This is a genomic window from Streptomyces griseiscabiei (assembly GCF_020010925.1).
Taxonomy (GTDB): domain Bacteria; phylum Actinomycetota; class Actinomycetes; order Streptomycetales; family Streptomycetaceae; genus Streptomyces; species Streptomyces griseiscabiei.
Map to the genome: position 1 here is coordinate 41,282 of NZ_JAGJBZ010000005.1, position 26,544 is coordinate 67,825.

Genomic DNA, 26,544 nt, shown 5'->3' on the forward strand with positions numbered 1-26,544 from the left:
CCCCGTTATCTCCCACCGAAGAAGGAACGCACATGCATCAGGACCTCACCTCCGCCGAGCTTGCCGACGCCCTGGATCGCGTCAAGGATCTGTCGCCCGAGCTGACCGGCCCGCTGTCGATGCTCGACGAGGCGAGCCTGGGCTGGATCCGGCGCTACCCGCAGCTGGCCGAGCCGCAGCAGGCGTTCAGCCAGGCGCGGCACACGCAGTGGCCGCACAGCCGCACCGAGCAGACCTGGCAGGAGGTCGTGACCACGGCGGCCACGCTCGCCACGGCGCTGCGCGGGCTCGGCGACATCCACCTGGATCGGTGCACCGAGCAGACCGGGTGGGGCAGGTGCGGTCTGGCGTTGCCCGAGCAGGGGCCGTGCCGCGCCGAGCAGGATCACCTCGCCCCGGCGGCCGGCTCGGGGACGAGCCAGTGAGGCCCGGCAAGGGGCAGGTCTGGGCAGGGGACGGAGACGTCCTCGAAGTGGAGTCCTTCGACGGCGCCTACGCGGTGGTCTTCAGCCGCCAGTTCCGCCGGCAGCAGCTCGTCAACGGCAGCCACTTCGGGCGGACCTTCCAGCTGGTGTACGGGCCGGAGGCCTCCGCGCGGTGGCATCAGATCTGGGTCGAGCCCGCCGCCGAAGTGGCGGACGAGCAGGAGTGGATCGGCGAGATCGACGCCGCGCTGCTGCGCGGCGGCAAGGGCTTCGTGGTGCAGCAGGACCCGGGCCCCGAGGCCGGGTTCGCGCGCGGCGCCCAGGGGTTCGAGCTGAAGGTCTTCGGCGAGCAGGTCGTCTACGACGAGGTGCTGCGCGCGCTGGCCTCGTTCTCTCCGCCCGCCGTCGCCGTGGCCGACGCCCACCACGAGGGCTGAGGACCGCCCGCACCTACGAGAGGGGGTCACCGACGTGACGGAATGGTGGAAGCAGTCGGATGCTGAGCACACGGATCCGGGGGACACCGGCACCGTTGTGCCGCCGCTGACGCTGGACCCGGAACTGCCGGACCACGTCCAGGAGCTCCTGCGGCAGGCCGACCCAGCACTGCTGCGTGAAGCGGTACGGACCGAACCCGCAAGCCCGTGGTGGGGTCTGGCCGACCCCCTCCGCGGTCGACGCGCCTCGTGGTGGTTCGGGTGGCTCCTGCTCAGCGTGTTCGCCCGCAGCACGCTCATGCTCGGCGCGGGGGCCTGCGCCTACGGGCTGAGCGGCGCGATCGCCGTACTGAAGCGCCGACAGCGCGTGCCGGTACTGCTCCGGATAGCCGAGGTGCACGACCAGTTCGTCCTCGGCCATGAACTCAACGCGGAGGCAGCCGAGTTGCTCGCTCGCGCCGCACGGGCCGCCGACCGGGTCAAGCGCTCGACGGTGCAGCGGCTGGACACGGCGGACAAGCAGCACGACGACCGGCGGCTGGACGGCCAGGTGTGGGAGATCGCCGAGGCGCTGCGCACCTACAGCCGAGTGGCCGGCCAAGGCCTGCCGGAGCCGGTGAGCGAGGTGGTGGCACAGGCCCTGGAACCCCGCCGCACCATCCTCCAGATCAGCCTGGCCAGTATCGGGCGCCGCGTCGAGGCCCTGGAGAACTACGCCGGGCAGATCGCCGAGGCCGAACAGCGGCGTCGCGAGCTCAGGCAGCTGAGACAGCTGACGACGGGGACCGAGGAGCTGTTCGACCTCCTTGCGGCCACCGCCCGCGATGACCTCGCGGTCACCGAGATCGAGAACATGAGCGACGAGGTCGCCAAGGCCCTCGCCCTCTTCAACGAAGCGGTGCAGGCCGCGCAAGATGCCGCTGCCATGGCGCTGCCCTCCCCGTCGGCGACGAGCACACGTCCCGCGGATCCGCTCGGAGGCACAGAAACTCCGTGAGGCGTGGCCCGTCCCGCGCCCCGGACGCCCTGCCCCTGCACACGTCGATATCACCCGCCCCAAGAAGTCAGGAGATCACCGGATGCGCGATCAGGACCTCACGAACGCAGAAATCGAGCGCCGGATGGCCGACGCCGCGCAGGCAGAGGAGGAGGGCAGGTTCCGTGATGCGAGCGGCCTCTACGACCAGCTCGGCAAGGACATCCAGGCCCACCACGGACGCTTCGACGCCCGCGCGCTCGATGCCTTCGAGGGAGTGGCCCGCGCGATCCGCAAAGGTGCCGAGGACCCGGCGGTCGGCTGACGTCACGGCCGGACTCGTCCCACCGTGCTCGCCGCCTCCGAGCGTGCGGCAGTGTGTTCCCCCAACCAGGCCGGTCACGGCCGTCGCAGAAGCCGGGCCCCGGCCCGGTGAAGGAGGAAGCGTGAAGTCCGTCAGCGAGGTCGACCTCCTGGCCGAGAGGGTGCATGCCGGTCAGGCCGACAAGATCGGCGTCCCCTACATCGAGCATGTCCGCGCGGTGGCCGCCGGGCTCGCGCCGTTCGGCGACGAGCTCGTCATGGCGGGCCTCCTGCACGACGTCGTGGAGGACACCGACTGGACGGCCGAGAAGCTGGCGAGCGCCGGGATTCCCGAGCGGGTCGTCGAGATCGTCGAGGCGGTGACCAACCAGGCGGGCATGACGTACGCGGAGAAGATCCGGCACATCACCGCCGACCTCTCGGCGACGCTCGTGAAGATCTCCGACAACGCCCACAACAGCCGCCCAGCTCCCGGCCGACAAGCGGGAGCGCCTGGCGGCGAAGTACCGCACGGCGCGCACCGCACTGTGGCCGGCAGCAAGCCGGGCCGACGTCGAAGCCATCGTGCGGATCGTCAATCCGGCGCTGCTCGCCGAGCTGGATGAAGTCTTCGGCTCGTACTCGGACACCGGAGGGCCCGCATGACTCAGCCCGGTGACCGCAACAATCCGGTCGAGGAGGCCATCCGGCTCCTGGAGTCGGCCGCCGGCCCCATGAACCCCATGGTGCTGCTGGCCGGTCCTCCCCTGTCGGGCATCACGCGGTCGATGTACGAGGCGGTCCGCAGCGGCCTTCCGCACGGACGGCTGTACCAGCTCACCGTGGCCGAACTCGCCGCCTATTCGGACCTTCCGAGCCTGTTCAGCGGGGACGGCCCGCACGTGCTGCACGCCTCGCCCTCGCGAAGGCGGTTCTCATTTCGGAGCCGGAGCATCCCGTTGGTTCCGCGGCGGCCAGCGCGCTCAGGTGTCTGGAGACAGAAGGCCCGGTGTAGCCCACATCGGTGACGCCCTGGTCGAGCGCTGCGGTTGGCGGACTCCAGGGCGGCGGCGCGCAGGAAGTCGGTGGCTTTGTCCGGCAGGCCGAGGCCCCGTGGCGTTCTGGGGGGTCGGGAAACTCGGTACGCGGCAGGACAGGCGGGGTGAAGAATCCCGGGTATGCGGCATCTCCTTCCCTCGCACCCCGTGCCGGAGCACCGGTACATCGAGCGCGTCCTGCGCCACTCGCCCGACTCGTTGGTCCGGCTGATCGCGGCCACCAGCCCCGGGCTTCCGGCCGTCCGTGACCTCGGGAAGCGGGACCTCGGCCCGTACGGGCCGTGGGCTCTGCAGGATGCGGCGTGGGTGTCCCTGGCTCTGGGAATCGACGCCAGGCCGGCGGCAACGAGCGACGACCTCGCGGAGATCGTCGGCCTCTACCTGGCCCTGGACGACCCGGTCACCCGCGAACCCGACGACGGATTCCGGTTGGAGCGCTTCCTCCAGCGCGTCACCCACCAGCAGGGCGGCTGGCAGGAGAGCGACTACGCACAGCTCAGCCGGTCCGTCGCCCTGCTCCAGCAGACGCCTCACCCCGACGGCCTGGAAGTCGTCCGCCCCGGATGGGATCACGAGCTACTCGGCTGCTCGCTGACCGACTACGTCGGCCTCGCCGAGCTCGTCTGGGCCTGCGCCAGTCACCACCCGGACCCGCGCCGCCGGGGCCGGTTCGCCGTGGAGTGGTACCCCGCCCGCGACTACGTCGAGTTCGACCATTTGCGATCTCCCGCCCAGGTCAAGAAGGTGTTGCGGCGGCACTTCGCCACCACCAAGATCAGGCTCCGCACGACCTTCCCGGTTGACGCCGACCCGCTCGTGAGGCGCTACACCCACAACCCGCTGCGGTCCCGCCCCTTGCTCAGCGGGATGCCCGGCGGCTACCTCGTGCCGGTCCCGGCCGCGGTGCTCGGCAAGGCCACGCCGCTCGGCTTGTACTACACCGGGGGCGACAACAACTCGGAGCGGGGCAAGGCCTTCACCCGTGACGTGGGCCACCTGTTCGAACGGTACGTGGGCCGGCAGCTCGCCCTGCTGACCGACGCCGAGGTGCACCCCGAGGTGGAGTACAAGCTGCCCAAGAAGCAGAAGGGGAAGTCGGTCGACTGGATCGTGGTCTTCCCGGACCTGGTGCTCCTAGTCGAGGTCAAGTCGACCCGGCCGGGCGAGGCGCTGCGCCTGGGCGCGGAGAACTTCACCACGATCCTCGACGGGCAGTTCCGCAAGGCCTTCAAGCAGGTCGACAACTCGGCCGACCGCATCCGCTCCGGGGCGCACCCCGAGTTCGACCACATCCCTCGGGATCGTCAGATGGTCGGCATGGTCGTCACCGCGGAGCAGTTCCACCAGATCAACACGTCCGAGCACCGGAGCGAGCTGCCGTCGACCAGCGTGCCGGTGACCGTGGCCTCCATCCAGGAGCTGGAGGACGCGGTCACCATCACTGGCACGAGCCTGGCCGACGTCCTGCGCGCGAGCGCCGCCGGCGGTGGCGCGGCGCTGCGGCCGCTCTTCCAGGGGCACAAGTTTCTGGACCACAACGGGGTTCTGGAGCAGGGCTGGTCGGCCATTCCGTTCGCCCGCCCCCGCGTCCCCGGCACGGGGCCGGCCCGGTGACACCGTACGAAGCGGCGCCCGATCCGGGGGACACCACGTCCGGCACCGGCGGCGCCGAGCGTGCCGGCCAGCCGATCAGCACGGTCAGCACCTCACCTCGACGGTCGGCCAGGCCGTGTGAGCAGGCATGATGCTCTGCATGAAGGATGAGGAAGCACCTGCGCCGACGCTGACCCCGGCGGCCGTGCGCCGTCGGTTCACCGCTGCGGCGTGGGGCTCGGCCATCGCCTGGCCGGTACTGACCGCCGCCGTCACCCCCGTTCTCCTGTGGTGGCTGGATATCGGCTGGGACGAGCTGGTGACGGCCGACTTCGCCGCGGCCGACCTCCTCCCGCTCGCGCCGGTCATCCTGTACTTCGCCGTCGACGCGGCCCGCACCGTACGCAAGGAGCAGCAGGAAGTCGCCGAGAGCGCCCGCGAACTGGTGGGCGCCGTACATGCCGCCGGTGATCCGCGGGACCTGGGCTTCGCCGCCCGCCACTTCGGCAACACGATGCTGGGAGCGTCCACGGCCTTCAACACCCGGGTGCTCCCCCGCCGCACCACCTGGTCCTTCGCCCGTCAGGTAGTGAGCGAGGCGGACGGCGACGGGTTGAGTCCGTCGTCCTTGGACGTCGTGACCGATCTGGCGCGCATGGCGGCGTAGCCCGACGCGTCCCTGGCGTGGGGCGCGAAGGCTGAGCCGCCAGATCTGCGGGCTGGGGGAGGCGCGCGTCATCTGGCGCTGCCCCGCCTGTCCATCTCCTGCCGGCCCGGTTGGTCGGGTTCGGGTGTGGGCTGGTGGAGGACGCCGGTCTCGTAGCTTCGCGTAGCCGCGGGGGCGAGGGACCGCGCATGGAGCCGGATCTGCGCGCCGAACAGCAGCCGGCCTGCGGTCTGGGGCCGCTGGCTGTGGTCAGTTGCCGGTCGTCTGGTTCACGGCGCTGCGGATGGCCATGTCCACGGCGCGTTCGCCCGCGAGTTCGTAGTAGAACCGGGCGCTGCCGGGGTGGTCTCGCAGCGCGCCGGCGACGATCCGCGCCGCTTGGCCGCGCAGGCGGCGCAGCCAGTTACGGGTCGCGATCTGCTGGTCGAACTCGTTGGACGCCTCGTCCCAGGTGCACATGCCGCGGGCGGCCTCCTCCAGGAGGTCCCACTGCTCTTCCTCGGCGGCATGTCGGGCGATGCCGCGCAGCCAGGCGATGGCCCTCTTGGACTCGTTGTAGTGCGGCCAGCCGTTTCCGTCACCCCGGACGTGCCCGGTCATCGCCTCCACCAGGGTGCGGGTCTGCTCGGGGTGCTCCAGCAGGAGCGGCGCGATGGTCTCCATGTCCAGGCCGGGCAGGACGTCGAGGTAGAGCTCGTAGTCGTCGCCGTGGTCGGCTGCCAGGGCGAGCAGCCGGCGGACGGCGTCGGTGTCTCCTTCCTGGGCGGCCGCCAGGAGCTGTTGGGCTCGTGCGACGGGCAGGTCGATCTGTGGTGCGGTCTCCTGCTCGACCACGTCGAGGAAGTCGGCGATCGTCTGGGGGCGCTGGCGCGGATCGCGGTAGGTGCACCGCCGGACGACGCCTCGCCAGGGCCCGGACGGCAGTAGCGGCACGTTCGCTTCCGGGGGAAGACCGGTGAGCAGCCAGCCGATGACCTTGCCCAGGCTGTAGATGTCGCTGGCGGGCGTGGCGTTGTGCGGGTCGACGGACAGTTCGGGGGCGCCGAACTCGAGGGTGCCGATCGCAGTGCCGGTGCGCTTGGGGTTGGTGGTCTGTCCGCGGGGGCGGCGCACGATGCCCCAATCCCCGAGAACCCAGCGGCCGTCGAGGAGCAGGATGTTGGCGGGCTTGATGTCGCGGTGCAGGTAGTCCAGGCGGTGGGCGTCGGCCAGTGCGGAAGCGACCGCGTCGACCAGGGCCCGCAGCGCGGCGGCATCGTGTTGCAGTTCGGGCTGGAGGCGTTCGGCGGTGCTCTGGGCCATCGGCATGACGAACCACTCGGCCCGGGGGCTGAAGTCGAGGACCGGCATCACGTGACGGTTGGTCCCGAGCTTCTGCGCCACCTCGATCTCGCGCAGCATCCTGGCGGTCAGGTTCTCGCGCAGGGAGCGCGGTTTCTTGAAGGCGACGACGGTCCCGGTCGCCTTGTGCTCGGCCTCGTGGACGATGCCCATGCCGCCCTTGCCGTCGGGCAGCGGGAACTTCTCCAGGGCGTAGTCCTTCTTCACACCGCGGGCCAGGCGGCGCACCTCGGCGTAGGCATCGGCGGGCGGCGGCTCGGGGGCCGGTGCGGGCGGCGAGGCGGTGGCCGCGTGGCCGGTGATCTTCACCAGCACGGGGTGGACGGCGTCGACGTCGTTCGTCGGCCGCACCCCCAGCAGGTACGCGGGGCCGCCCGCCGGGTCCTGGACGAGTCCGAGGACGTCGCCGAGCTGTGCCTCGGCGACCGGTTCGCTGGTGCGGGCGGTCGTGTCGAGGGCGTGCAGTTCCACACCGACGCCCGATCCGGCCCGCCCCGCCACCAGGACGGTGTCGCCGCCGCTGCGCGCGAGATACCCCGGGTAGGACACCGGGGTCTCAATCCACTGCTCGCGAGTGCCGGCGCTGGTGCTGAGGGCGAGGTCGATGACGGCGCTGTGGCCGCCGGCGGCGAGGAGGAAGCGGCGCTCGCCGAGCCAGGCGGCCGAGCGGACCGCGGCGTCGAAGTCGAGGGCGAAGCGCTGCTGGTCGCCCACCTGCTCGTCGAGCCGGGTGAGCGCCAAGGTCGAGCCGGTGCCGGTGCCGAGCGTCGCTCCGGACCCGGACAGGACCCACACGCTCGACTCCGGCCCGAGCAGCAGGCGGGCGTTCGCCTCGAATCCGCCGCCGACCGCCCGCAGCACGCCGTCGTGCCAACGCGCCACCGCCGGCCCGCACAGCACCCACACCGACCCGTCTCCCAGGACCGCCGCGTCGCCGTGCACGCCGGGCAGGGGAAGCAGCCACCGGGTTCCGCCGCGTTGCAGGTCCACTTCCGCGAGCCCCGCCTCGGTGCTGATCAGCGCGCGCCCGGTGGGCTCCCAGGCCATCCCGGACGGTCGCACCGGCCAGGACTCGCCGGCAAGGGCGACGCGGAGGTCGACGCCTTCCGGCGTCCGGGACGGCACGCTCGACGGTCCGGAGGGGCGGGCCGCGATGGCCAGCGCCGGCACAAGCTCCGGCGGTTCGTGGAGGAGGAGTTCGTGCAGCGGGGTGTGCGGTGGCCTTGGCGGACGGAAGGCCGCGCGAATCAGGGCGGTGAGTGGGACGAGGTCGCAGACGGCGGCCTCGAGATGGTCCCGGTCCAGGAGAACGCCCTGTGTTCGCAGGACGGCGTTCATCTCGTCGCCGATCTCCTGGCCGGTGGCCCTCGCGCAGATCAGGACCCACCGCGCTGCCGGTCCGAGGTCGCGTTCGCGGGCGGTCACCGCGATGCGGGCCGCGGTGGCCGCGTCCGCGCCCACTGCGGTCGTCACCGTGATCGCGTAGTCGCGTCCGGCGAGCTCGAAGAACACGGCCGGCTCATGAGGCGAGCGGTGGACGGCCGTCGCTTCGGGGTCGGTACGCCGGATCAGCGCCGCTACCACGTCGACCAGGAGCCGGTGGCGGTCCTGCTCCAACAACTCCGCGGTGTGAACCTGGCCGTACTCGGCCAGCAGTTCCCGTACGTCCTCCATCGCCCCGCCCGTGCATCGTGCCAGCCCCGGGCTTCGTGCCCGCCGCGCTGATTGTCCATCACGGCAGTGCGCGGCGTACGCGGTCACCGGGATCAGGCAGCCGTCGACGGCGAGCATGACCGCTTCGGGCCCTGCTCGCGGTCGGCATCCCGCTCCCTGGTGCTGGTGCCGGGCGGTGATGGCATCAGGGCGCCGGGGGTGCGCTGCGCCTGTGGGGATATCCCGGCGGTTCGGGGTCGATGATGCCGAGCGCGCACCCCTGCGCGACGGCCTCGTAGAGGGTACGCGCGCGGAGATGGATCTGCGCGCGGTGCAGCAGCCGGCCTGCGGTCTCGGGCTGCACCTTGAGCTCCTTGGCGACCTCCAGATGGTGCTGGCCGCTCGCGAGGAGTCGGAGCGCGGTCAGTTCGTGCTCGGTGAGCTGCGGATGCCACCGCAGGATCGGCCGGGCGATGTGCGGGTGGTCGGTCTCCACGCCGTAGCCGGCGGCGCGCAGGCGCTCGGCCACCTCTTCGGCGACCGCGACCGACCGATGGCGGCCGCCCCCGCACACCACGTGCAGGTCGACGCGTCGGCCAGCCCTCGCCTGACCAAGGAGCGCGAGCGCGCGGCGGGTGCTGCGGTCGATGAGGCGCTCCGCTCCGGGCGAGCTGAGGACGTAGGCGCGCACCTCGGGGTCCAGGCCGGTGGAGTGGAGCATCCGGTCACGCATGGTCGGGTCCTCGGGCGGGTTGCGCAGCGGGCGGGCATCCACGCGGAGCGCGTCGCCTCGGGGTGCGTCGTGGTGGCCTTCTCCGTAGCTGATGATGACGGTCTGGATGAGGGCATGCGGGGACTGGGAGCCCATGAGGTCGCTGGTCATGCGGTAAGTCTCGGGTCAACGCGGCTGGCGGTGCAGGGTGTTGGACGTGTTGCCTGTTGCCTGTTCACCCCTCCCCGGCAACCGGGCCGGGAGGATCCCGCAGACTCCAGGCCCGGCGACGTCGCGGGCGTCGGAGCCGTGCCAGATCCGAGACTCTGTCCACAGGGCGCCAGGCCGAGGGTCGGCGGCATGTACAGGACTCCTTCTCAAGCACTGTCCCTGTTCGACGAGTTGACCCAGGGCGCACCGATCCCTGTCTTTCCTCGCGAGTTCACCCGGGCCCGGCCGCGGTACCAGTCGCACGGCGACGTCCTCATCGGTGATGTCCACGTCCCCCGCTACAAGCACCACGGACGCTGGCACTACCTGGAGAAGGACGTACGCCGGGCGGCTCGGCAGCTGCCGCTGGACCTGGACGACGTCGTCGCCGTCGACCTGCCGAACGCCGAATGGACACCGAAGGCCGACTGGCGGGCCCAGCTGGGCAGGTGGCTGGCCGACCTCGCCCGGCGTGTCTATCCGGGGCAGGATCCGGCGCCGTGGCCGGATGCCCGGCCCGGCGCGCTGGAGTTTCCGGGCGCCCAGGTCGACGTGTTCAGCATCGGCGGGACGCTGCCGCTGCGGCTGTTGGGCCGGGCACAGGGGCAGTGGGTGCTTCCCCGGGCCTACGCCGAGCTCCTGGACCGCTGGCAGGCGCAAGAGAACGAACTGGCCGAGCAGGTCCGGATCTGCCGCGACTGCGGCACGCGGGGGCCGGCCGACGGGAGCTGGCGGACCGTGGAGGACACCGGCTACGTCACACGCTGCCCGCCCTGCTCCCGGGCGCTCGTGCCCCGCTACGAGGGCCAGCTGACCGGCAGGACCTACCAGTGGGCCCGCGAGAGCCGGCACCGGGCCGCCGAGTACCTGTGCCGGCTCTGCGGGGCGCAACGCGCGTGGGCGTGGGACCACTGCCACAGCGAGGAGCACGAGTTCGTGCGCGGCCCGCTGTGCGGCAGCTGCAACACCAGCGAGGGGAAGAAGAAGTTCGAGGCGGTCTTCCTGCAGCGGCAGGGAGCTGTCGGGTACCTGCTGGGCTGCCCGGGCTGCCGGGCGGAACGCAGTCTGCCGGAGCAGTACCATCCGGCGGTCGTCCAGGCGCACCTGGAGCGCACGGAGCGGCACGGCCGCTGTGCCGAGCAGCCGGCCGTGACGCCGGCGGGCGCGGCGGACGGGGCGGACGGGGCGTACCAGTTCGTGCTGCGGTGCCGGCAGCACCCCCGGGTGCCGGCGTGGACGAGGAGCGTCACCGTGGGAGAAGCGCACGCCTTGGTGCGCGGTGTCGTCGATTCCGCGCTGTCCGGGGCGGCGGCAGCCTCCGAGGGCGGGCGGTGCACGGGCCGGGCGGAGGCGCCTGCCGGACGGAGGCGGACCAGCGGTTCCGCGAGCAGGAGCCGCCCGGCGGCCGGGCACACCGCCTGAAGCACGGCGCGGGCCGGGCGGGCGCTGGCCGCATACCGGGCCCCGGTGCCGGGCGTGCGGCTCCCTGGCGGGCGCCCGGCGGCCGGGGCCCCGGCCAGCACCAGGCCCGGGGCCTCTGTCGGTGACGCCTGGTACCTGGTGTCCTGTCAGATACGCCGCGAGTACGCCGGGTCGCCGGGAGACGCGCTCCATGCCCTTCACCGCGCTGCACCCTGAACTGGGCCGCCTCGACTCCACTGTCCGTGGTCTCGGGCACGGCCTGGAGTGGGATCGGATCCACAAGGTCCGGCCCCGCGTGCTGCCAAACCGCGCTTGACAATCGGCATTGGGAAGTTGCCTGTTATGCAGGGCCCGCGCGGCTCTCGCGGCCGAGGCGACGGCCGTGCTCGAGGCCGATGCGGAACAGCCGGCCCGCGCCCACGACGCCGAGGGCGGCGACCCGGGGATCTACTACCGGCAGCAGCCCGTGAACGAGACGGCCTACGAGCGGGCCTGCGACGCGCTTGCAGCCTTCGACGCCGAGCACCCCCGCAGATCATCGCGGGGGTGCGTGAGCAGGAGGCCGACGACGTACGCCGCCGCCTGAAGTTCGACTGACCTTTCGACTGACCTGGGGGTGGTGAGGGGGTGCCGGCCCGCACCGGTTGTCCGGGGCGGGCCGGCCGGCCTCGTTTGCCATCCGAGGCGGTGTCCCGCCCGCTGCCACGGCCAGGACGTGCGCTGCGTCGGGAACCACCCGTCGGCAGCCGCGCGCTGCGCGCCCTTGGCAGTGGACACGCAGCGTCCCGGCCCTTCCCGGGGCCGGGTCTTACGGAAAAGCGTATCGGCGGGGACCGACACCGGGGGCTATCGCGTGCGGCGGAACGCCCTGGCTGCGGTGCGCGCGGCGCGGTAGGCGTCGGCGGGGCAGGCGGAGGGGCCGGGGACGGGTTGCCAGGTGCCGTACGGGGCGAGGTAGGGGTGCCAGCGGCCGTCGGGTCCGTAGCGGAGCTGGACGCCGGCGGCCTGGTCGGTGAGGTGGTTGTCCTCGCATTCGACGGTGGCGCTGGGGGCGGGCCGAAGGGGCTGGATGTCGGCCTGGGCGCGGGCGAGGACGTCGTGGTCGACGGTGTAGCGGTGGAGGTAGGCGGAGGCGCCGGCGGGTCCGCCGTGGGTGTGGGCGAGCGTGAGGTGCCCCATGGCGACGACGTCGAGGCCGAGGTGGTCGATCGCGGCCTGCCGGAACGGGGCGCCGTGTTCGAGGGCGGTGAAGCGGGCGAGGTCGCTGCCGGTGTCGGTGCCGGTCGGCTGGTCGGTGCCGGCCAGGAGTGCTCGGGCTCGGTGGGCGGCGTCGGCGACGAGGGCGTTCTGGGCGGGTAGTTCGGGCAGCGGCGCGGGCGGCGGTGGGAGCGGTCCGTTAAGAACCGGGCGGGCGGCGGCGAGGTCGAGTTCGACGGGTTCGGGCATCGGGGCAGGCTGCTGAGGGGGAACGAACGGGGCGGCGTCGGCGGTGGGGCGTGCAGGCGACGTCGGGGCGCGGTGCGGGGAGGGGACGCGGGCCGCGGCGGTGGAGTGGCCGTGGGCGCGCAGGTTCTTCTTGATGTGCTGGTAGGGGCGGCCGCGGAGGGTGAACAGCGGGGCGGGCGCGGCGCGGAGCCGTTCGGCGAGGAGCAGTCCGACGGCGAGGGTGTGCGCGCACGGGCCGGCGGGCGCCGCAGGGCAGGTGCAGGTGTGGGTGAGGTCGTGCGCGGAGGGGAGCAGCGGAATGCCCGCAGTGCGGTCGGGGTCAGCGAGGTGGTCGCCGATGATGCTGGAGGTGTGCGTGGCGATCGCTGCTTCGATGCGGTCCCACTGCGCCTCGGTGAGTTCCTCGACGAGGAGACGGGGGCGGACGGGCCGGCCGTCGGCCAGGGGGAACTTGGCGGTGGCGAAGCCCTTGTTGATGTTGAGCTGGGTGCCTGTGGTGGTGAGGAGACGGCGTGCGGCGTTCAGGGTCGCGGTGTCGGCGTGGGTGGTGAGCGTGGCGGTCAGGGCGCGGGCCCACACGTCGGTGGTGCGGGCGCTCATCGGCGTGCTCCCAGGGTGACGAGGTCGGCGAGTTCGCGGTCGGTGAGCTGGGTGAGGGCGCGGTCGCCGCCGGTCAGGACGGCGGAGGCGAGGGCGCGTTTGTGGGTGAGGAGTTCGTCGATGCGGTCCTCGACGGTGTGCTCGGTGATCAGGCGGTGCACGGTGACGGTCTGCTGCTGGCCGATGCGGTGGGCGCGGTCGGTGGCCTGGTCCTCGACGGCGGCGTTCCAGGAGCGGTCGTAGTGGATGACGTGGGCGGCGCGGGTGAGGGTCAGTCCCGTTCCGGCGGCCTTGAGGGAGAGGATCATCACCGGGTGCTGGCCGGCCTGGAAGGCGTCGACCATGCGCTGGCGCTCGGGCAGGGTGGTGGCGCCGTGCAGGAAGAGCGGGTCGTAGCCGTGCCGGTCGAGGTGGCGGTGAAGCAGGTGTCCCATGCTCACGTAGCTGGTGAAGAGGAGCGAGGCCTCGGAGCGGGTCCGGATCGATTCGAGGAGGTCCATCAGGGCCGCGGTCTTGGCGGAGCGGGCGGTGAACTCGGCTGCGCCTGACGCGGCTTGCGGGTCTTCGCGCAGGTAGTGCGCGGGGTGGTTGGTGATCTTCTTCAGGGCGGTGAGCAGCTTGAAGACGAGGCCGTTGCGGGTGATGCCGCGGGATGCCTGGATCTGCTCGAGGGTTTCGCGCACGACGGCTTCGTAGAGGCCGGCCTGCTCGGTGGTGAGGCCCACCAGGCGCGGCTGGTCGATCTTCGCGGGGAGCTCCGGGGCGATTCCGGGGTCCGTTTTGCGTCGTCGCAGCAGGAACGGGGCGACGATCCGGCCGAGTGCGAGGGCCTTCTCGCCGCCGGGGTCCTTCTCCGCCGCGTTCGCCCACCGGGACCGGTAGGCCTTCAGCGTGCCGAAGAGGTCCGGGTTGGCCCAGTCCAGCAGGGCCCACAGCTCGGAGAGGTTGTTCTCGACAGGGGTGCCGGTCAGTGCGAGGCGGGTGGTGGAGGGCAGGGCGCGCAGGTTGCGGGCGGTGGCGGAGGCGGGGTTCTTCGCGTTCTGGGCTTCGTCGGCGATGACCAGCGACCAGGTGCGGCCGGCCAGGCGGGCGGTGTCGCGGAGCAGGACGCCGTAGGTGGTGACCACCACCGTGGTGTCGGTGACCTCATCCAGGGTGCGGTCGGGTCCGTGGTAGGCGACGACGTCCAGGCCGGGGGTGAACCGGGCGGCCTCGCGGCACCAGGTGGTGACCAGGGACGCCGGGCAGACGACCAGGGTCGGGCCCGGGGTGTGCTGCTGGTGGTGGAGGGTGAAGGCGAGTGCGGTGAGGGTCTTGCCCAGGCCCATGTCGTCGGCGAGGACCGCGCCGAAGCCGAGGCTGGTGGTGTGGGCGAGCCAGGTCAGGGCCCGCTGCTGGTAGCCGCGCAGCGTCGCGCGCAGGCCGGTCGGTACGGGCACGGGTTCGGGGTGGTGTTCGCCGCCGCTGAGTACCTCGATCATGCGGGCGAGCTGTCCGGCCGTGCGGCAGGGGACGATGGTGTCGTCGACGGTGATGGTGCCGGTCAGGGCGGCGGTCAGCGCCTGGGTGCCGGGCAGGGGAGCGAGCAGGCGGTGGCGTGCGCGCCGGCGCAGGACGGGGTCGGCCAGGACCCAGCGGCCGCGGACGCGGACCAGGGGCCGGGCCGCCTCGGCGAGGGCGTCCATCTCCTCCTCGCTCAATGGCACGCCGTCCAGGGCGATCTGCCAGCGGAAGTCCAGGAGCGCGGTGACGCTGAACCGGGGCGCCTCCCCTGCCTGGCGGTGTCCGGCCGCGCCGGTGGCGGGTTCGGTGCCGATGACCGCGGCGGTCTGCAGGGCGGTGCGCAGGTCCTCGGGCCATGCCACCCGCACGCCGTGCTCGGCGAGTTCGGCTTCCTGCTCCAGCAGCGCCTCAATGGCTGCCGGGTTCAGCGTGTGCCGCCCGGGATGGTCCTGGGCGGCGAGTGAGGCCAGCACGGGACACCGGCGGGCGGCCCTTCGCAGGACGCGTCGGACGCGCGGACGGACCGTGTCCGGCTGCTGGCCGGCGAGGCGGGCCGCTCCCGACCAGAGCAGAGCGGCCGGCACCGGCTCCTCGTCGGGGGCGGCGTCGCCGTCCGCGGGCGCCAGGTGCAGTTCGGCGGTGAGTCGACCGACGGCGGCCTCGTCGTCGCTGGGGTCCTTGATGCGCAGGATCACCTGCGGGGCCGGGCCGCCGTCGACCTGGTCCTCCACGCTGTCCAGCCAGACGCCCACCTCCCCTTCGGCGTCCACCGGCCCCTGGTCGGGGTGCGTCCAGGGGCCGGTACCGAACAGAGCGGCCGCCGGGGTACGGACCAGCGTGTCGGCGATCGCGTCGGCCGCGGCGATGAGCGCCTGGCGGGCCGGGAGTCCGGGGGGCGTCGCGCCGGTGGGCGCGGCGACGGCGAGCTCGGTCAGGGCCTGCTGGGCGTTCGGCGGGATCGGGCCGACGCGCCACGCCGCCCGGCCGTCGTCGTGCTGAGCGGGGTAGACCAGCTGGGCGGCGATGAGTTGCAGGGCGATATGGATCGCGCGCTGCCAGAACACCGCCGTCACGCTCGCACCGTGGTGCGTTCCCCGCAGGACGGGCAAGCCCTCAAGGAGGGGGATACGCCAGCCGGCCTGGCCGTCGGGGCCGGCCTCGGCGGTCAGCGGATGGGGCAGGCCGGTCGTCGGCAGCGCCAGCCGGCCGTTGTCCTGCACCCGCCACTCGGCCAGCCGGCCGGCGCCGCCGGGCACGAACGTGAGCGCGCACCCGGAAGTGACGGCATCCAGCAGCAGCACGGACGCCGGCTTGTCGCCCACGTCGAGGACGGCCCGCTGCGGGGCCGCGGGCGAACGAGGGGTGGGTGCTGGTGCCGAGGTCGGCGGGTTGGAGGTTCCGTCCGGGCGGACCGCACGCCGCTTGCCGGCGCTCGCAGTGTCCGGTGCCGGCGTGGGGGTGGCGTGGTCGAGGGTGTGGAGTTTACGCAGCAGCTTCAGCGCCGCCGCCCGGCGTGCCTCGGTCTTGTCCGCGCCCGCGGCGGTCGCCTTCACCGGGGTGTCGGTCGCCCGGTGCCGGCAGGAGTAGGTGACCTCCTTGCGGGGACCGATGGTGCGCACGCTCGCCTCGGGCTTGGTGATGGTGTCGAGCTGGTGGTGCTTGTTGAGGTACTTGATCGGGTCCTGGCTTGGACCGGGGACCGTGACCTTCGGCGTGGTCGCCGGCTTGTCGTCGTCCGGGTAGGCCGGTTCAGGAAGGTCCGCCATGAGGGCGAGCAGCGCGCACGCCGCACGGTGCCGGGCGGTCTTGCGCGCCGGGGCGGAGCGCACCGGGCCGGTCGACTTCCCCTCCCCCGCCGTGAGAAGGGCTCGCGTGTGGTGCAGACCCTGCTCGTCGACGTCTTCCTGGTAGGTCAGGCCGTGGTCCTCGCCGTGCTGCTCGGCGTGCCAGTGCAGGAGCCGGGCGGGGGCCGGCGGCATGGCTGCTGCCCGCTGGAGTGCGGCTTCGCGTACGGCTGCCCAGGCCGGGCTGCGGGCGTCGAGGAGCAGGAGGTACAGGTCACGGTGACGCAGCCGGCCGGCACGGGCGCGGCGCAGGGCTTCAGTCTGCAGCTCGGCACCAGGACCTCGCCCGGCCTCGATGCTCCGCCGCAAGTGCTGTTCGAAGACCTCCGTGGGCATGCCCGGCAGGACCAGGCGCTCCATCTCGCCGTTGCCGTCCGGCTCGTCGCCGGACAACGGGGTGCCGGAGAGGCGGGCCAGCAGGGCGAGCGCGGCACGGTCCTTGGCCTCCCGGCTGGTCGGAGCGCTCTGCGCGGGACCGGTGACCTGGGCTTCGGCCGGGCCGACCACCGCTGCGACCATGACCTGACCCTCGGCTTCCGGCGCGGTCTCCTCGAACCGCGGGGGCGGCCACACTTCCACCTGAGTGTGCGTGGCCAGGACTTGCCGGGCCGTCTCGGGGTTGCCGGCCAAAGCGTCCATGACGGCCTGGCGTGCGGGGGCCCAGGCCGGAACGTGCGGTGTGGCAAGGAGCACGAGCCGCATGTCCCGCACGCTCAGCAGGCCGGCGCGGCTGCGCCGGAGCGCGTCGCGGGCCAACTCCGCGTCGTCGGCGTCCGATCCGGCGAGCTCCTTGAGTGCCTCGTGCCACTGCTCGGCGTCCAGCGCTCTCACGTCCCGGCCTTCCCATGTCGTCGGGGCGCCGGCTGCCACCGTGAAACTCACTCCCACTCCCCTGCTCCTGCTCGGTCCGTCGGCGTCTGTACCTTGGGTCGGTCACTGACGGCCAGGACTCCGCCACAGTAAGGGAGGACACCGACACGTCCGGCGCTGCGCCTCGAAGCTCCCCGTCGCGGGCCGGGCGGGGGCATCGGGTCGTGGCGCGCACGCCGCCTCCTGGGTGGTGGCCGGAGCGTCGGGCAGGGGGCCGCCCCATGTCCCTGGTCGCGCGGGTGCTCGGGTCGAAGTTGGCGTAGCCGACCAGGCGTCCGTGTCCGTGGTACGGGGGGCTTGCCGGAGCGGCATTTAATGATCTCCAGGCTCTCGCGGACGTAGTCGAGTGCGTCGAGCGGCAGGAGCCAGACGATGTCGGTCTCAGCGGAGAGCTGTCCGGGCTGCAGACGGGAGGCGGGGGCCGCAGCTCCGGGAACCGGGGCCGGTCCCTCAACGGTCCCTGCTTCAGTCCCTCGGCCGTCGTCGCAGCTCAGCGGGGGTGTGGACCGGGTCTCAGGGACGGACAGGGACTGAGTTCCGCAATTGTGCGGCGCTGGAGTCCGTGCGGCGTTCGGCGCGAGGGATCCATGGGGCATGTCGGTCTCTGAGCGTGCCACCCGCGTCAGGGTCGGGCGGGGTGCGCGCTGTTCTCCGAGCTGGGAGTTGGATGTCCTGGTCATGCGGCGCGCCCTGCTTCCCCGTTGTCGGTGGGTGCCGGTCCGGTCCAGACGGGCCGGTAGCGATCTCGTACGTCCCAGCCGCGCCATCGTTCGTCGAGGAGTTCGCCCGTGTCGGGGTCGACGACTCCCTCGGGCACGAGCACCGGGCGTGGTCGTACGGGGCGGGCACGGGTGGCGCGTTCGGCGATCCACCGCTGGTAGTTGGCGCGTTCGCGGGCGTGCCGCGCTCTGCGGCGCTCGCCGAAGCCCGCGGTGCCCTGCTGCTCGGCGGCCTCGGTGAGGACCTTGTCGTCGGGCTGGAGACGTACGGGGCCGGCGAGGTCGGGGGCCAGGTAGTACAGGCCCTCGCATTCGCGGACGAGGCCGTCGGCGACGAGTTTGTCCAGACGGCGGGCGACGGTGGTGCGGTGCAAGCTGGTGGCCTGCTGCAGCTGGGCGGGCTCCAGTCCTTCTGTGACGTCGAGGCAGGCCAGGATGCGGGCGCCGCTGGTGCCGTGGGCGAAGTGGTGGAAGGCGTCGTGGGCCATCACCGAGGCGAGTGCGGCCGTGTCGGTGAAGGTGTGCGGATCCGGGACAGTTGCCAACTCCCCGGGAGTGGGGGGCAGGGAGTGTCCCGGAGCTGCACGAGCGAGGAGCTCGGCTACGTGGTCGGGGATCTTCAACCGCCACCTCGAGCCGTGGTTCTTCCCCGTGCCGGCCTCCAGCAGCTGAAGCCACCCGGCGTCGACGAGCCGCTTGTCGCTGGCCTCGGCGGTCGACTTCGCGCAGCCCATCCGCTCGGCGTGCGGGCGCAGCGCGGTGGTGTGCTCCAGTCCGCCGGCCCGCTCGCACAGCGTGAGGCGGGCGGCGATGTTCTTCTGGTCGACCGCTCCCCCGCCGCGGGCCGGCCAGGCGAGGTGTTCCACGACATGGCGGACCTCGTTGATCTGCTCCAGGGCGTCCGGGCGGCCGGTGATCGCGGTGTTGCGGGCGGCGAACTCGCGGGCCTTCTCCAGCATCGCGGTGAGCTTGTTCTCCGCGTACTGGGCGCCCTTGCGCTCGCGGAGCCTGCGCGCCCACCAGCCGCCCCGGGTCGGCGTGTAGATGAGGGCCTGGTGGAAGTCCGCGGGAGCCCATTCGCGGCCCGGCTGCGAACAGGCGAGCGCGAGCGCCATGGTGAGCCGGTAGCCGGAGTCCGGATCGTCCCGTCCGGCGTACCGGCCCTCGACGTCGCCCTCCAGCAGCAGCCGTCGGGACCGTCGGGTGAGCGGGCGCCGCTCCCACACCGGCACCGGCGCAGTGCGGCGGGCGCGGGGAAGAGTCCTGGTGTTCATGGCATCTCCCCTGCTCGCAGGGGGGACACCACGTCCCGGAGCAGCCGGGTCTGCGGGCGAGGGCCCGGTGGTGAGGACGAGGGCGGCGGCGGGGGGCCGGAGAGCGTAGGGGCCGTGAGGGTGGCGAGGGTGTTCACGCCGCGCTCACCTCCAGGACCTGGCGCTCGACGCGGTCCTCGGGGAGCTCCTGGCCGGCGAGGTCGGCACAGCGGCTCTCCCAGTCCGTCACAGCGGGCCGGGCCGGCTGCTCGCCCCGGGCGATCCGCAGCTGCCGGGCCCGGTCGGCAAACAAGACCTGAACCGTCCGCGCCAGGGCCTCGTCCGCGGCCTGCTCGGCGGCCGACTGGGCCATCGCCCGGGTCGGGTACCGGTGCGCCGAGCGCATCTTGGCCTCGTACGCCTTGTCCGCCTCCCACTCGGCCTCGGTCGAACGCATCAGCCGGCCGTTCAGGCTCTCGCGGCGCTGCTCGCGGAGCTTCTCGGCGATCTCCCGCGCGGCGAGCAGCAGCCCGGCCTCCTCGATGCCGGCGGCGCGCTGCACGTCCAGGTGCCGCTCCAGGAGCGTGCGGGTGTCGGCCGCACACCGCTCGGTGGCATCGGCGACCGCGACCGGGTCGGTGAGGTCGGCGCGGGCCATCACCGCGAAGTCGACCGCCTCGGCCAACGCCCGCTCCACAGCACGGCGTTCTGTGCACAGCAGGCACCGGCCGGCCGCATCCGGGATCCCGCAGTCGGCACACGGCGCGGAGAGGCGCTCGCGCTCGGCGGCCGCGTACTCGGCGCGGCGCTGCTCGATCACCCGGGCGCGGGCCTGCTGCTCGGCCAGGGCCTGCTCGTGCCGCTCCGCCTGGACCGCGGCCTCGTACGTCACCGCAGCGTTCAGCCGCTTCTCGGTCTCGGCCTGCAGGACCTGCGGCGCCGCACCGGCGAGCTCCCGGGCGGTCTCCGCGGCGATCCGAGCCCGCAGGCCGCGCCGGTCACCGATCAGGACCTGGCAGCTGGGGCAGTCGGCGCCGGAGTCCATCCGCCGGCCCTCGTCGCACAGCTGCGACCAGCACCACGCCCGCTGCACCAGGCCCCGGCCCAGGATCCAGCCGACCGGATCGGTGACCGGCCGGCCCATCTGCTGATCGAGGCGCCGCTCAAGCCGTTCGGCGAGGGCCTCCTCGGCGTCCTGCGGGCCGAGGATCCCCCGCAGCACACCCAGCTGCACGCGAACCGCCGCAGCCACATGACGCTGAGCCGCCGGCCGGACGATGCGCTCCCACACCGGCCGGATCGGCGCGAGCACCGACTCCAAGCCCCGCGGCAGCGACGCCGGACGGACGAACACCACCGTCCCCGCCTGCTTCTTCGAGGCCTTCGCCGAGCCCGACTTCCCCCACGATCCCGCTACTTCCTGCTGCTGTTCCCCGCGAAGCGGGCCGCCCAGCCCGCCACCAACCGCAGCCGCACCGACCTCGGTGCGCTCCCGTTCGTCCTCGCGGGCGCCCGCGCGCTCCGGCAGATCACCGCACCCCAGATCGGCTTCGCCGGAAAACCCACCATGAAGCGAGAGAGAACCAGAGAGAGTAACCACCGGCGCGTGGAGAGCGTGAAGGGGTGCACCAGCAGGGCGCTCGGCCACATCGGGCTCCGGCTCGGTCTCAGGCGCCTCTTCCCCGCTGTTCACCGGGCCTTCCAGGGCCGGCTCGGTCTCGAGATCCCCGAGTGCAGCAGCGGGGCGCTGGACATCCTCGGGCTCGACATCGTCGAACGACTCCTGCTGCCAGCCCTCCCCCGACAGCACCGGACCCTCGTCCTCGGCTTCCTCCGCGTGCGGCGAACCGTGCGCACACGACGGACAGGCCGCGGCAGGCTCCGGCTCCTCGACGCCGTCCTCGACGACAACCTGCGGCGCCGCACCGCGCCCGAACGCGGACGCGATCGCCGGCACCACCAGCCGGCCCTTGCCGTACTGACCCGACTCCGTCGTCCCGCGCACCACCTCGACCAACTGCAGCCGCTCCAGCCGGTCGACGACCTTCCCGCCGCCGGAAACCGAACAGCCCAGGGCCTTGGCGACCGTGGCGTCCGCCCGCCCGCGGCCCTCCTTCACCGAGCCGCCGACCAGACGAACCCGACCGTCAGGCCGGGTCTGCAGAGCAAGGAGAAGCAGAGCCAGCCGGTCCGTCGCCGCACCCCTCCCCCGCCGAACCGCAAGCAGCCCCGGCGGCGTCACCGGACCGTCCTTCGGGGCCCAGCCCGGCGCGAACAGGGCCTCGCAGAACCGCAACAACGTCGCCAGGTCCTTACGGGCCAAAGCGAGCGGGTGCATCGGATCGCCGCTCTCCCGCGCGGCGAGCAGCGGAAGCAGCTTCCACTCAAGGCCGGTCACCCGACCGGACTCCTCGGTCAGCGCCTCGGTCTCCACCACGCCGGCCTCGCGCATCGCGGGCAGCACCTTGTGGTCGACGTACGACTCTGAAAACCCGAGCCACCGCCCCATCTCCCCCGCGCGAAGGCGGAGCACGGCACTGCGCGCCGGCGCCTTCGCCAACAGGACCACCGCGGCCAGGCGGACCGAATCCGGCGCTCGTTCAAGGGACTTGTTCGCCAGGAGACACCGCACGGCAGCGTGCAGGCGGGCCCGCATCGCCCGGTTCAGCACCAGCGGATCTCCAGGACCCGACTCCGGGACCGGACCCGCCAACTCAGTAACCCCGTCCGCGCGCGCGTCGCGACGCCAGGACGAGCCAGAACGCTTAGAACGAGCCGCCCGATCAGCCGTTTTCGGCATGACTGAGCCAGCCCTCGAACGGACAGCGATGATCTGCTCCATAATCGAGGTGGGAAGGGGGCACCGTCACCGCGGTCCGACTGGCTAGGGCAAGCACGAGAGACGGACCCGGCGACACCGGCATTCAGCTGGCGATCTGGCTGACCAACACCCCCTCCACGCAGTGCGAACGGCCCGGGATCGTCAGTCCCGGGCTCTTCGCGTTTCGGATGACTCTGCGGCAGGAGGCCTGTGGAAAAGATCCGGTCATCACAAAGGCGGCGATCGCTTCAGCGCGAAAGGTCGGGCGCCCGTGTGTCCGGGTGGGAAGCCGCCGCGTCTCGGCTTCCCACCCGGACACACGGGCGCCCAGTACGGACGAAGCCGGCCTGGAGCGCGCTTCGCCCGTCGGTGGCAGCTGTGTGAATCTGGGTTTTCCCGGCGGTGCATGCATACTGGAGCTGTCCTTACGATCCCGCGACGGCATATCCGAAGCGGCTCTCAACGGCGGCCCCAGTTCTTCAGGGGCCGCCGTTGTCTGCTTCGCTGGGCAGGTCACTCCGCTGTGGGAGCGGCGTCGAGGAAGGGGTCTGTTGTGCTGTCCGCCCAGGCGCCGACGGGAAGACGGACGAAGGGGTGATCGTCCGATTCGTCGATCAACCACTTCAGGGCCTCCCCTGCGGTGTGGGTCACCACGGCGTTGTTCGGCGTTGCCCATACGCTTGTGTGGATCGATAGCTCCGGGCTTGCGAGGGCCTGGCGTGCGGCTCGCAGAGCGGCAGAAACCCACGTGGCGAATCCCTGGTGCAGTCCTGTGGTGAAGGCGGTCTGCGACCAAGCCACACCATCCAATGACGCAGCCGCCTTGAGCACGATTACGTCGTGTGCACTCAGGTGGTGCAGGTCAGCCAGATCCGCGGCCGCGAGGCGTTGCAGCAGAGACAGAGGAGTGCCAGCTGCGCGACACACGATGCGGGTGTCTTCGTCGAAGTCTCGCGTCGCATAACGGATTTCAAACGGGTGCGGGAGGGCAGCTGCCCATGCTCCGACCGGGAGTTTGACCACCGTGCGGTCTGACGTCCGGGCAGCGTAGGCCCCCGCGTCCTGCGGCGTGTGAGTAGCAACGGCTCCCTCCTTGCTGGCCCAAACGACGGTGTCCGGGTTCGTCTCGGGTGAAGTGAGGGCGTCACGCACGGTGTTGAGGGCCAGCTTCTGCCACAAGGCCGTCTGCCGTGAGTCCTTGGGGTCGCGGCGCTCGCCGGGCCAGACGATGCGGTCCAGGAACGCGTAGCTCCGAATCACGATGACGTCTTCGCCCTCGAGCGCCGATCCGTCTACGAGGCCTTCGTTGATGGCTCCAGACACCCAGCGGGTGTTGACGTCTGCAGCTGTGGCCACGCGATGTGGGGTGTGGCCGCTGCGTCCGTCCGTAGGGCTCGACATCGAAGGGCTCCTTCCTGAGTTCGCCGCGGCGCGCTCGATCCGCATGTGATCGGTCCGCGAGTCGCACCGTCGCGAGGAATGTTACGCCGTATCAACGTCCGCGCGCGCCAAGGGCGTCAAGTGGGCGTTTCGCGCGTTTCGTTCGCTCGCTGAAGCGTTGATCTCTTCACGTCGTATCGAAAGAGCTGTGTGAAGTGGGGCGGATGAGACGCTGCGTCTCGGAACCACGTCAGGGTTAGGCGGGTTAGCGCTACGGGCGAAGCTGAGTATGGAGGTCGGCTTGAGACATGCGAGCCTGCATCCCTACGTAGATAGGCAGCTAGGTAGGAAGGTGCCTACCTAGCTGCCTATCTGACTAACTATGTACCTACTTAGGTACCTATTCAGTAACCTATCGACATCCCTATGTCTGCTGGTCAGGGCGATGTGGCGCACGCACTGGTGCCCCCCTGTGCTGCACAGGGGGGCACCAGGTGATGCTGCGGCGAGGATGTGAAGCTACTGCTCCTCGTCTTCCTCCGGCCAGATCAGAGGTCCGTCCTCCTCGAGTTCGTCGAGAAGGCGCTGGACAGCAGCCGAGAACACGTGGACGGCGGTGCGTCCTCGCCCTGCAGACTTCATGTCCATGGGCATGGACTGAACCAGTTCCGCAATGTCCGGTCCGACACGATACGTTGACTGTTTTCCAGTCGTTCCGACGCGTCCTGAACGCACATAGGCTGCCGCCAGTGCCACCTGCTCCTCGATGGTCTTCGGCAGGTGCCTTCTGAACGCGGCGTCGACGTACACGGCCTGCGTCATCCGCTTGCCTGTTGCTGCAGAGTCACTGACCATTCGCTTCGTGAGTTCCTGTGCCATCCCCTTGGTAAGGCGGACAGGAACGGACGACCATTCCCTAGCCCCGAGCATCAGGTCGAGCGTGCTTTCGGTCCAGGAGTGGGCCACAGCGCGGTGCGCGTCGGTCGGCTCAGGCGTACTCTCCTGCTTCTTCTTCCGGGAGTTCGGCTTCTTCGCAGGCTCCTTCGGGATGCTCTTGGCGGAGGTTTCGCCCTTGCCGTCGTCGGCGTTGCCGGGCGACTGGGAGGAATCTTCATCCTCACCTGCGGGAGGCGTCGCGACGTCGTCGGCCGGCGGAGCCTCGGACGCCGCCCTGTCCCCCACCTGCTCTGTGCGGGGCCCTGCTTCACCAGCCGATTCAGTGACTTCGGGTGCATGCGCCTCGGACGAAGCGTCCTGCTGAGCCGGCACGGGCGAGTGCTCAGCTTGCTGACCAAAGACGGAGTAGCCGACAACATCATCGGCACCGGCGAATGCCGGGTTGTCCAACAGGTTCCCGCCGAGCGGTGCCGCCTTCTTCCTCGCTCGAGACCTGGCCGGTTTCTCGTCAGGCATTGGTCACGGCTCCCTCGGCATCGTCGACGTCGAGGTGCTCAGCCCGCGGCGTCGGAAGCCGCCACTGGTCTCCAGGGGTCGCGAGGCGCTGGAGGATTTCTTCTGTGAGGGCCGTGTACGAACGGGCGACCACTCCGCCGGCGGTGACGACTGCCGGAACGCCGGTGCTGTACGCCTTCGAGATGAGGCGGTTACGCCTGATCTCTGCGTTGAACGGCAACAGGTTGCCCTGGAGCATCATGCTTCGGACGTCAGCGTCCTCGCGAGTCTCAGAGGTAGGCGGGTTCGCCCGGTTGAGAAGCGCTCCAAGGAACGTGGGGCGGCCCTCTGCCTTCCCGAGCGCCTCGACTGCTGATCGAAGGACTCGTGCCCCCTTGACCGTGGCGTACTCGGGGTTGCAGAGGGTGATGACGGCGTCCGATGCCTGCAGACCGACCAGGTTCAGGCTGGAGACGGCGGGGGGCGTGTCGATCACGGCGATGTCGTACTTGCCGGCAGCGCTCTGCAGGAGCTTGCGGAGGATGTAGGTGTCGACGTCCTGCGACTGCACGAAGGACTCCTGCGCCCGGGTCATCGTGTGCTCGAGCGAGGCGAGAACGGCGAGGGTGCCGGCTCCCTCGAAGGGCTCCAGCATCGCCGAGACGTCGCGTACGTGAGGGAGGATGTCGGGGTCGTCCACTCCCTGGAGCACAGACTGCATGATCCAGCCGAGAGAATGAGCGACATCGGGGCCCCTGGGGGCGAGCGTGACTCCGAGAGCGGTGCCTGCCTGCGCCTGCGGCTCCAGGTCCACGACCAGGACGCGCTTCCCCGCCATAGCGAGTCGGGCTGCCAGGTTCACTGTCGTTGTCGTCTTGCCCACGCCGCCTTTTTGCGTGGCGACGGCCAAAATCCACATAGCGCTCTCCCTATTGTCCTTACGATCGCGCACATCCTACGGCGTAGTGACGCTCGCCGTGTTGAGGCACTCGGAGTGGCAGGGAACGTCCGTGTTGTCCCTCTGAGGGTTGCCACGTAGTAACAGCTCTTTGGAGCGGGCTGGCGTCTGGGCGTGTCCTGGCGCCCCAAGGGTGCGGCCGTGGTGCCGCAGGTGCTGAGAAGGGCTCATCGCGTTGCCGCAGGCACGAGCGGAGCTGTGGGGCGCGGCGAAGCGCTGGTCTGGAAGACGGCGGGGTGACAACGCCACGTGCCCGCGCGAGGCAGCAGAGCCACAAGACCGTGAAGCGGAGCTGTGGGGCGCGGCGAAGCGCTGGTCTGGAAGACGGCGGGGTGACAACGCCACGTGCCCGCGCGAGGCAGCAGAGCCACAAGACCGTGAAGCGGAGCTGTGGGGCGCGGCGAAGCGCTGGTCTGGAAGACGGCGGGGTGACAACGCCACGTGCCCGCGCGAGGCAGCAGAGCCACAAGACCGTGAAGCGGTGATAGTTCAAGTCGCGTGCAGCTTCGCTCCTGAGAGCCTCGGTGCTTCAGCGCATCGCAGAGCAGCGCGATCTCGCGAATCTGTGAATAGTCGAAGTTGGAGACGAGCCGATACGCAGGTGCGTATGCCCTTCCGCGAAAGGGCGACGTGAAGAGTGCGGAAGCAGTGGTGAGACTGCTTCAAGCCAAGCGTGCATGGCAGGCTTCCTGCAAGAAACCTTGCTGACATCAACAAGCCTCAAAGCCTGCGCTAGACGACATGCAGACGTAGCCGTCGCTATCGAGCAAACAGTCGTCGCTCAACTCGGAGCACATTGGTATGGGGGACAACAACAGCCAATGGAGAGGCGGCCAAATGCCACACAGGTACACGAGCAAGTAACAGGCATCGGTTCGTGCATGAAGTTGCAAAACAGTGGATGGTGGGTTCTCTCGAAGTACTCAACAGAGCCCTGAGAAGTGCACAAGAAGGGGCTGGA

At 71.3% G+C, this 26,544-nt stretch carries 17 protein-coding genes and 1 pseudogene; 9 read left to right on the top strand and 9 right to left on the bottom strand.

Annotated features, from left to right (window positions below):
- Positions 1 to 32 precede the first annotated feature (32 nt).
- The 7 genes and pseudogenes from J8M51_RS42930 to J8M51_RS42960 all read left to right on the top strand — a co-directional run bounded on the left by J8M51_RS42930 (position 33) and on the right by J8M51_RS42960 (position 5,459).
- Positions 33 to 425: a hypothetical protein gene (locus J8M51_RS42930; protein ID WP_086762977.1), complete on the top strand. Its 393-nt coding sequence runs from the start codon at positions 33 to 35 to the stop codon at positions 423 to 425.
- Positions 422 to 862 (top strand): hypothetical protein, encoded by a 441-nt coding sequence (locus tag J8M51_RS42935; protein WP_129260282.1) that lies wholly within the window; start codon positions 422 to 424, stop codon positions 860 to 862. Before J8M51_RS42930 ends, J8M51_RS42935 begins: the two co-directional genes overlap by 4 nt.
- A 34-nt stretch (positions 863 to 896) precedes the next feature.
- A complete protein-coding gene (locus J8M51_RS42940; protein ID WP_060880650.1) occupies positions 897 to 1,859 on the top strand; it encodes a hypothetical protein in 963 nt (320 codons plus the stop codon).
- A gap of 82 nt (positions 1,860 to 1,941) precedes the next feature.
- A complete protein-coding gene (locus J8M51_RS42945) occupies positions 1,942 to 2,163 on the top strand; it encodes a hypothetical protein (RefSeq protein ID WP_060880651.1) in 222 nt (73 codons plus the stop codon).
- A 121-nt stretch (positions 2,164 to 2,284) separates the two neighbouring features.
- Positions 2,285 to 2,807: pseudogene (locus J8M51_RS42950) on the top strand (HD domain-containing protein).
- A gap of 512 nt (positions 2,808 to 3,319) precedes the next feature.
- Positions 3,320 to 4,813 (top strand): nuclease-related domain-containing protein, encoded by a 1,494-nt coding sequence (locus tag J8M51_RS42955; RefSeq protein ID WP_086762975.1) that lies wholly within the window; start codon positions 3,320 to 3,322, stop codon positions 4,811 to 4,813.
- A gap of 139 nt (positions 4,814 to 4,952) precedes the next feature.
- Positions 4,953 to 5,459, top strand: a complete 507-nt coding sequence (locus J8M51_RS42960; RefSeq protein ID WP_086762973.1) for a hypothetical protein — start codon at positions 4,953 to 4,955, stop codon at positions 5,457 to 5,459.
- Between the two features lie 249 nt (positions 5,460 to 5,708).
- Here the strand turns inward: J8M51_RS42960 and J8M51_RS42965 are convergent, their stop codons facing one another.
- Both J8M51_RS42965 and J8M51_RS42970 read right to left on the bottom strand, forming a co-directional pair.
- Positions 5,709 to 8,474: a serine/threonine-protein kinase gene (locus tag J8M51_RS42965; RefSeq protein WP_086762971.1), complete on the bottom strand. Its 2,766-nt coding sequence runs from the start codon at positions 8,472 to 8,474 to the stop codon at positions 5,709 to 5,711.
- A 184-nt stretch (positions 8,475 to 8,658) separates the two neighbouring features.
- Positions 8,659 to 9,336 carry a RapZ C-terminal domain-containing protein gene (locus tag J8M51_RS42970; RefSeq protein ID WP_234374038.1) on the bottom strand — a complete coding sequence of 226 codons (678 nt, stop codon included), beginning with the start codon at positions 9,334 to 9,336 and terminating at the stop codon, positions 8,659 to 8,661.
- Between the two features lie 189 nt (positions 9,337 to 9,525).
- On the opposite strand from J8M51_RS42970, the gene J8M51_RS42975 reads away from it, so the two are divergent.
- Together J8M51_RS42975 and J8M51_RS42980 are read left to right on the top strand one after the other, a co-directional pair.
- Positions 9,526 to 10,797, top strand: coding sequence for an endonuclease domain-containing protein (locus J8M51_RS42975; RefSeq protein WP_164992624.1), 1,272 nt, complete (start codon positions 9,526 to 9,528; stop codon positions 10,795 to 10,797).
- Between the two features lie 382 nt (positions 10,798 to 11,179).
- Positions 11,180 to 11,383, top strand: coding sequence for a hypothetical protein (locus J8M51_RS42980; RefSeq protein ID WP_060880876.1), 204 nt, complete (start codon positions 11,180 to 11,182; stop codon positions 11,381 to 11,383).
- Between the two features lie 260 nt (positions 11,384 to 11,643).
- Here the strand turns inward: J8M51_RS42980 and J8M51_RS42985 are convergent, their stop codons facing one another.
- The 7 genes from J8M51_RS42985 to J8M51_RS43015 all read right to left on the bottom strand — a co-directional run bounded on the left by J8M51_RS42985 (position 11,644) and on the right by J8M51_RS43015 (position 25,508).
- Positions 11,644 to 12,843, bottom strand: coding sequence for a hypothetical protein (locus J8M51_RS42985; protein WP_267300045.1), 1,200 nt, complete (start codon positions 12,841 to 12,843; stop codon positions 11,644 to 11,646).
- Positions 12,840 to 17,021 (bottom strand): SNF2-related protein, encoded by a 4,182-nt coding sequence (locus J8M51_RS42990; RefSeq protein ID WP_143673069.1) that lies wholly within the window; start codon positions 17,019 to 17,021, stop codon positions 12,840 to 12,842. Before J8M51_RS42990 ends, J8M51_RS42985 begins: the two co-directional genes overlap by 4 nt.
- Positions 17,022 to 17,736: 715 nt before the next feature.
- Entirely contained in the window at positions 17,737 to 19,053 is a 1,317-nt protein-coding gene (locus tag J8M51_RS42995) for a helix-turn-helix domain-containing protein (protein ID WP_143673068.1), read from the bottom strand.
- A gap of 133 nt (positions 19,054 to 19,186) precedes the next feature.
- Entirely contained in the window at positions 19,187 to 21,703 is a 2,517-nt protein-coding gene (locus tag J8M51_RS43000; RefSeq protein ID WP_086752084.1) for a hypothetical protein, read from the bottom strand.
- Between the two features lie 663 nt (positions 21,704 to 22,366).
- The gene (locus J8M51_RS43005) at positions 22,367 to 23,209 is read right to left on the bottom strand and encodes a hypothetical protein (protein WP_086752082.1); all 843 of its coding nucleotides are present in this window, start codon (positions 23,207 to 23,209) and stop codon (positions 22,367 to 22,369) included.
- A gap of 543 nt (positions 23,210 to 23,752) precedes the next feature.
- Positions 23,753 to 24,646, bottom strand: coding sequence for a hypothetical protein (locus J8M51_RS43010; protein ID WP_129260276.1), 894 nt, complete (start codon positions 24,644 to 24,646; stop codon positions 23,753 to 23,755).
- A complete protein-coding gene (locus J8M51_RS43015) occupies positions 24,639 to 25,508 on the bottom strand; it encodes a ParA family protein (protein ID WP_455568217.1) in 870 nt (289 codons plus the stop codon). The genes J8M51_RS43010 and J8M51_RS43015 overlap by 8 nt, the downstream gene beginning before the upstream one ends.
- Positions 25,509 to 26,544 lie beyond the last annotated feature (1,036 nt).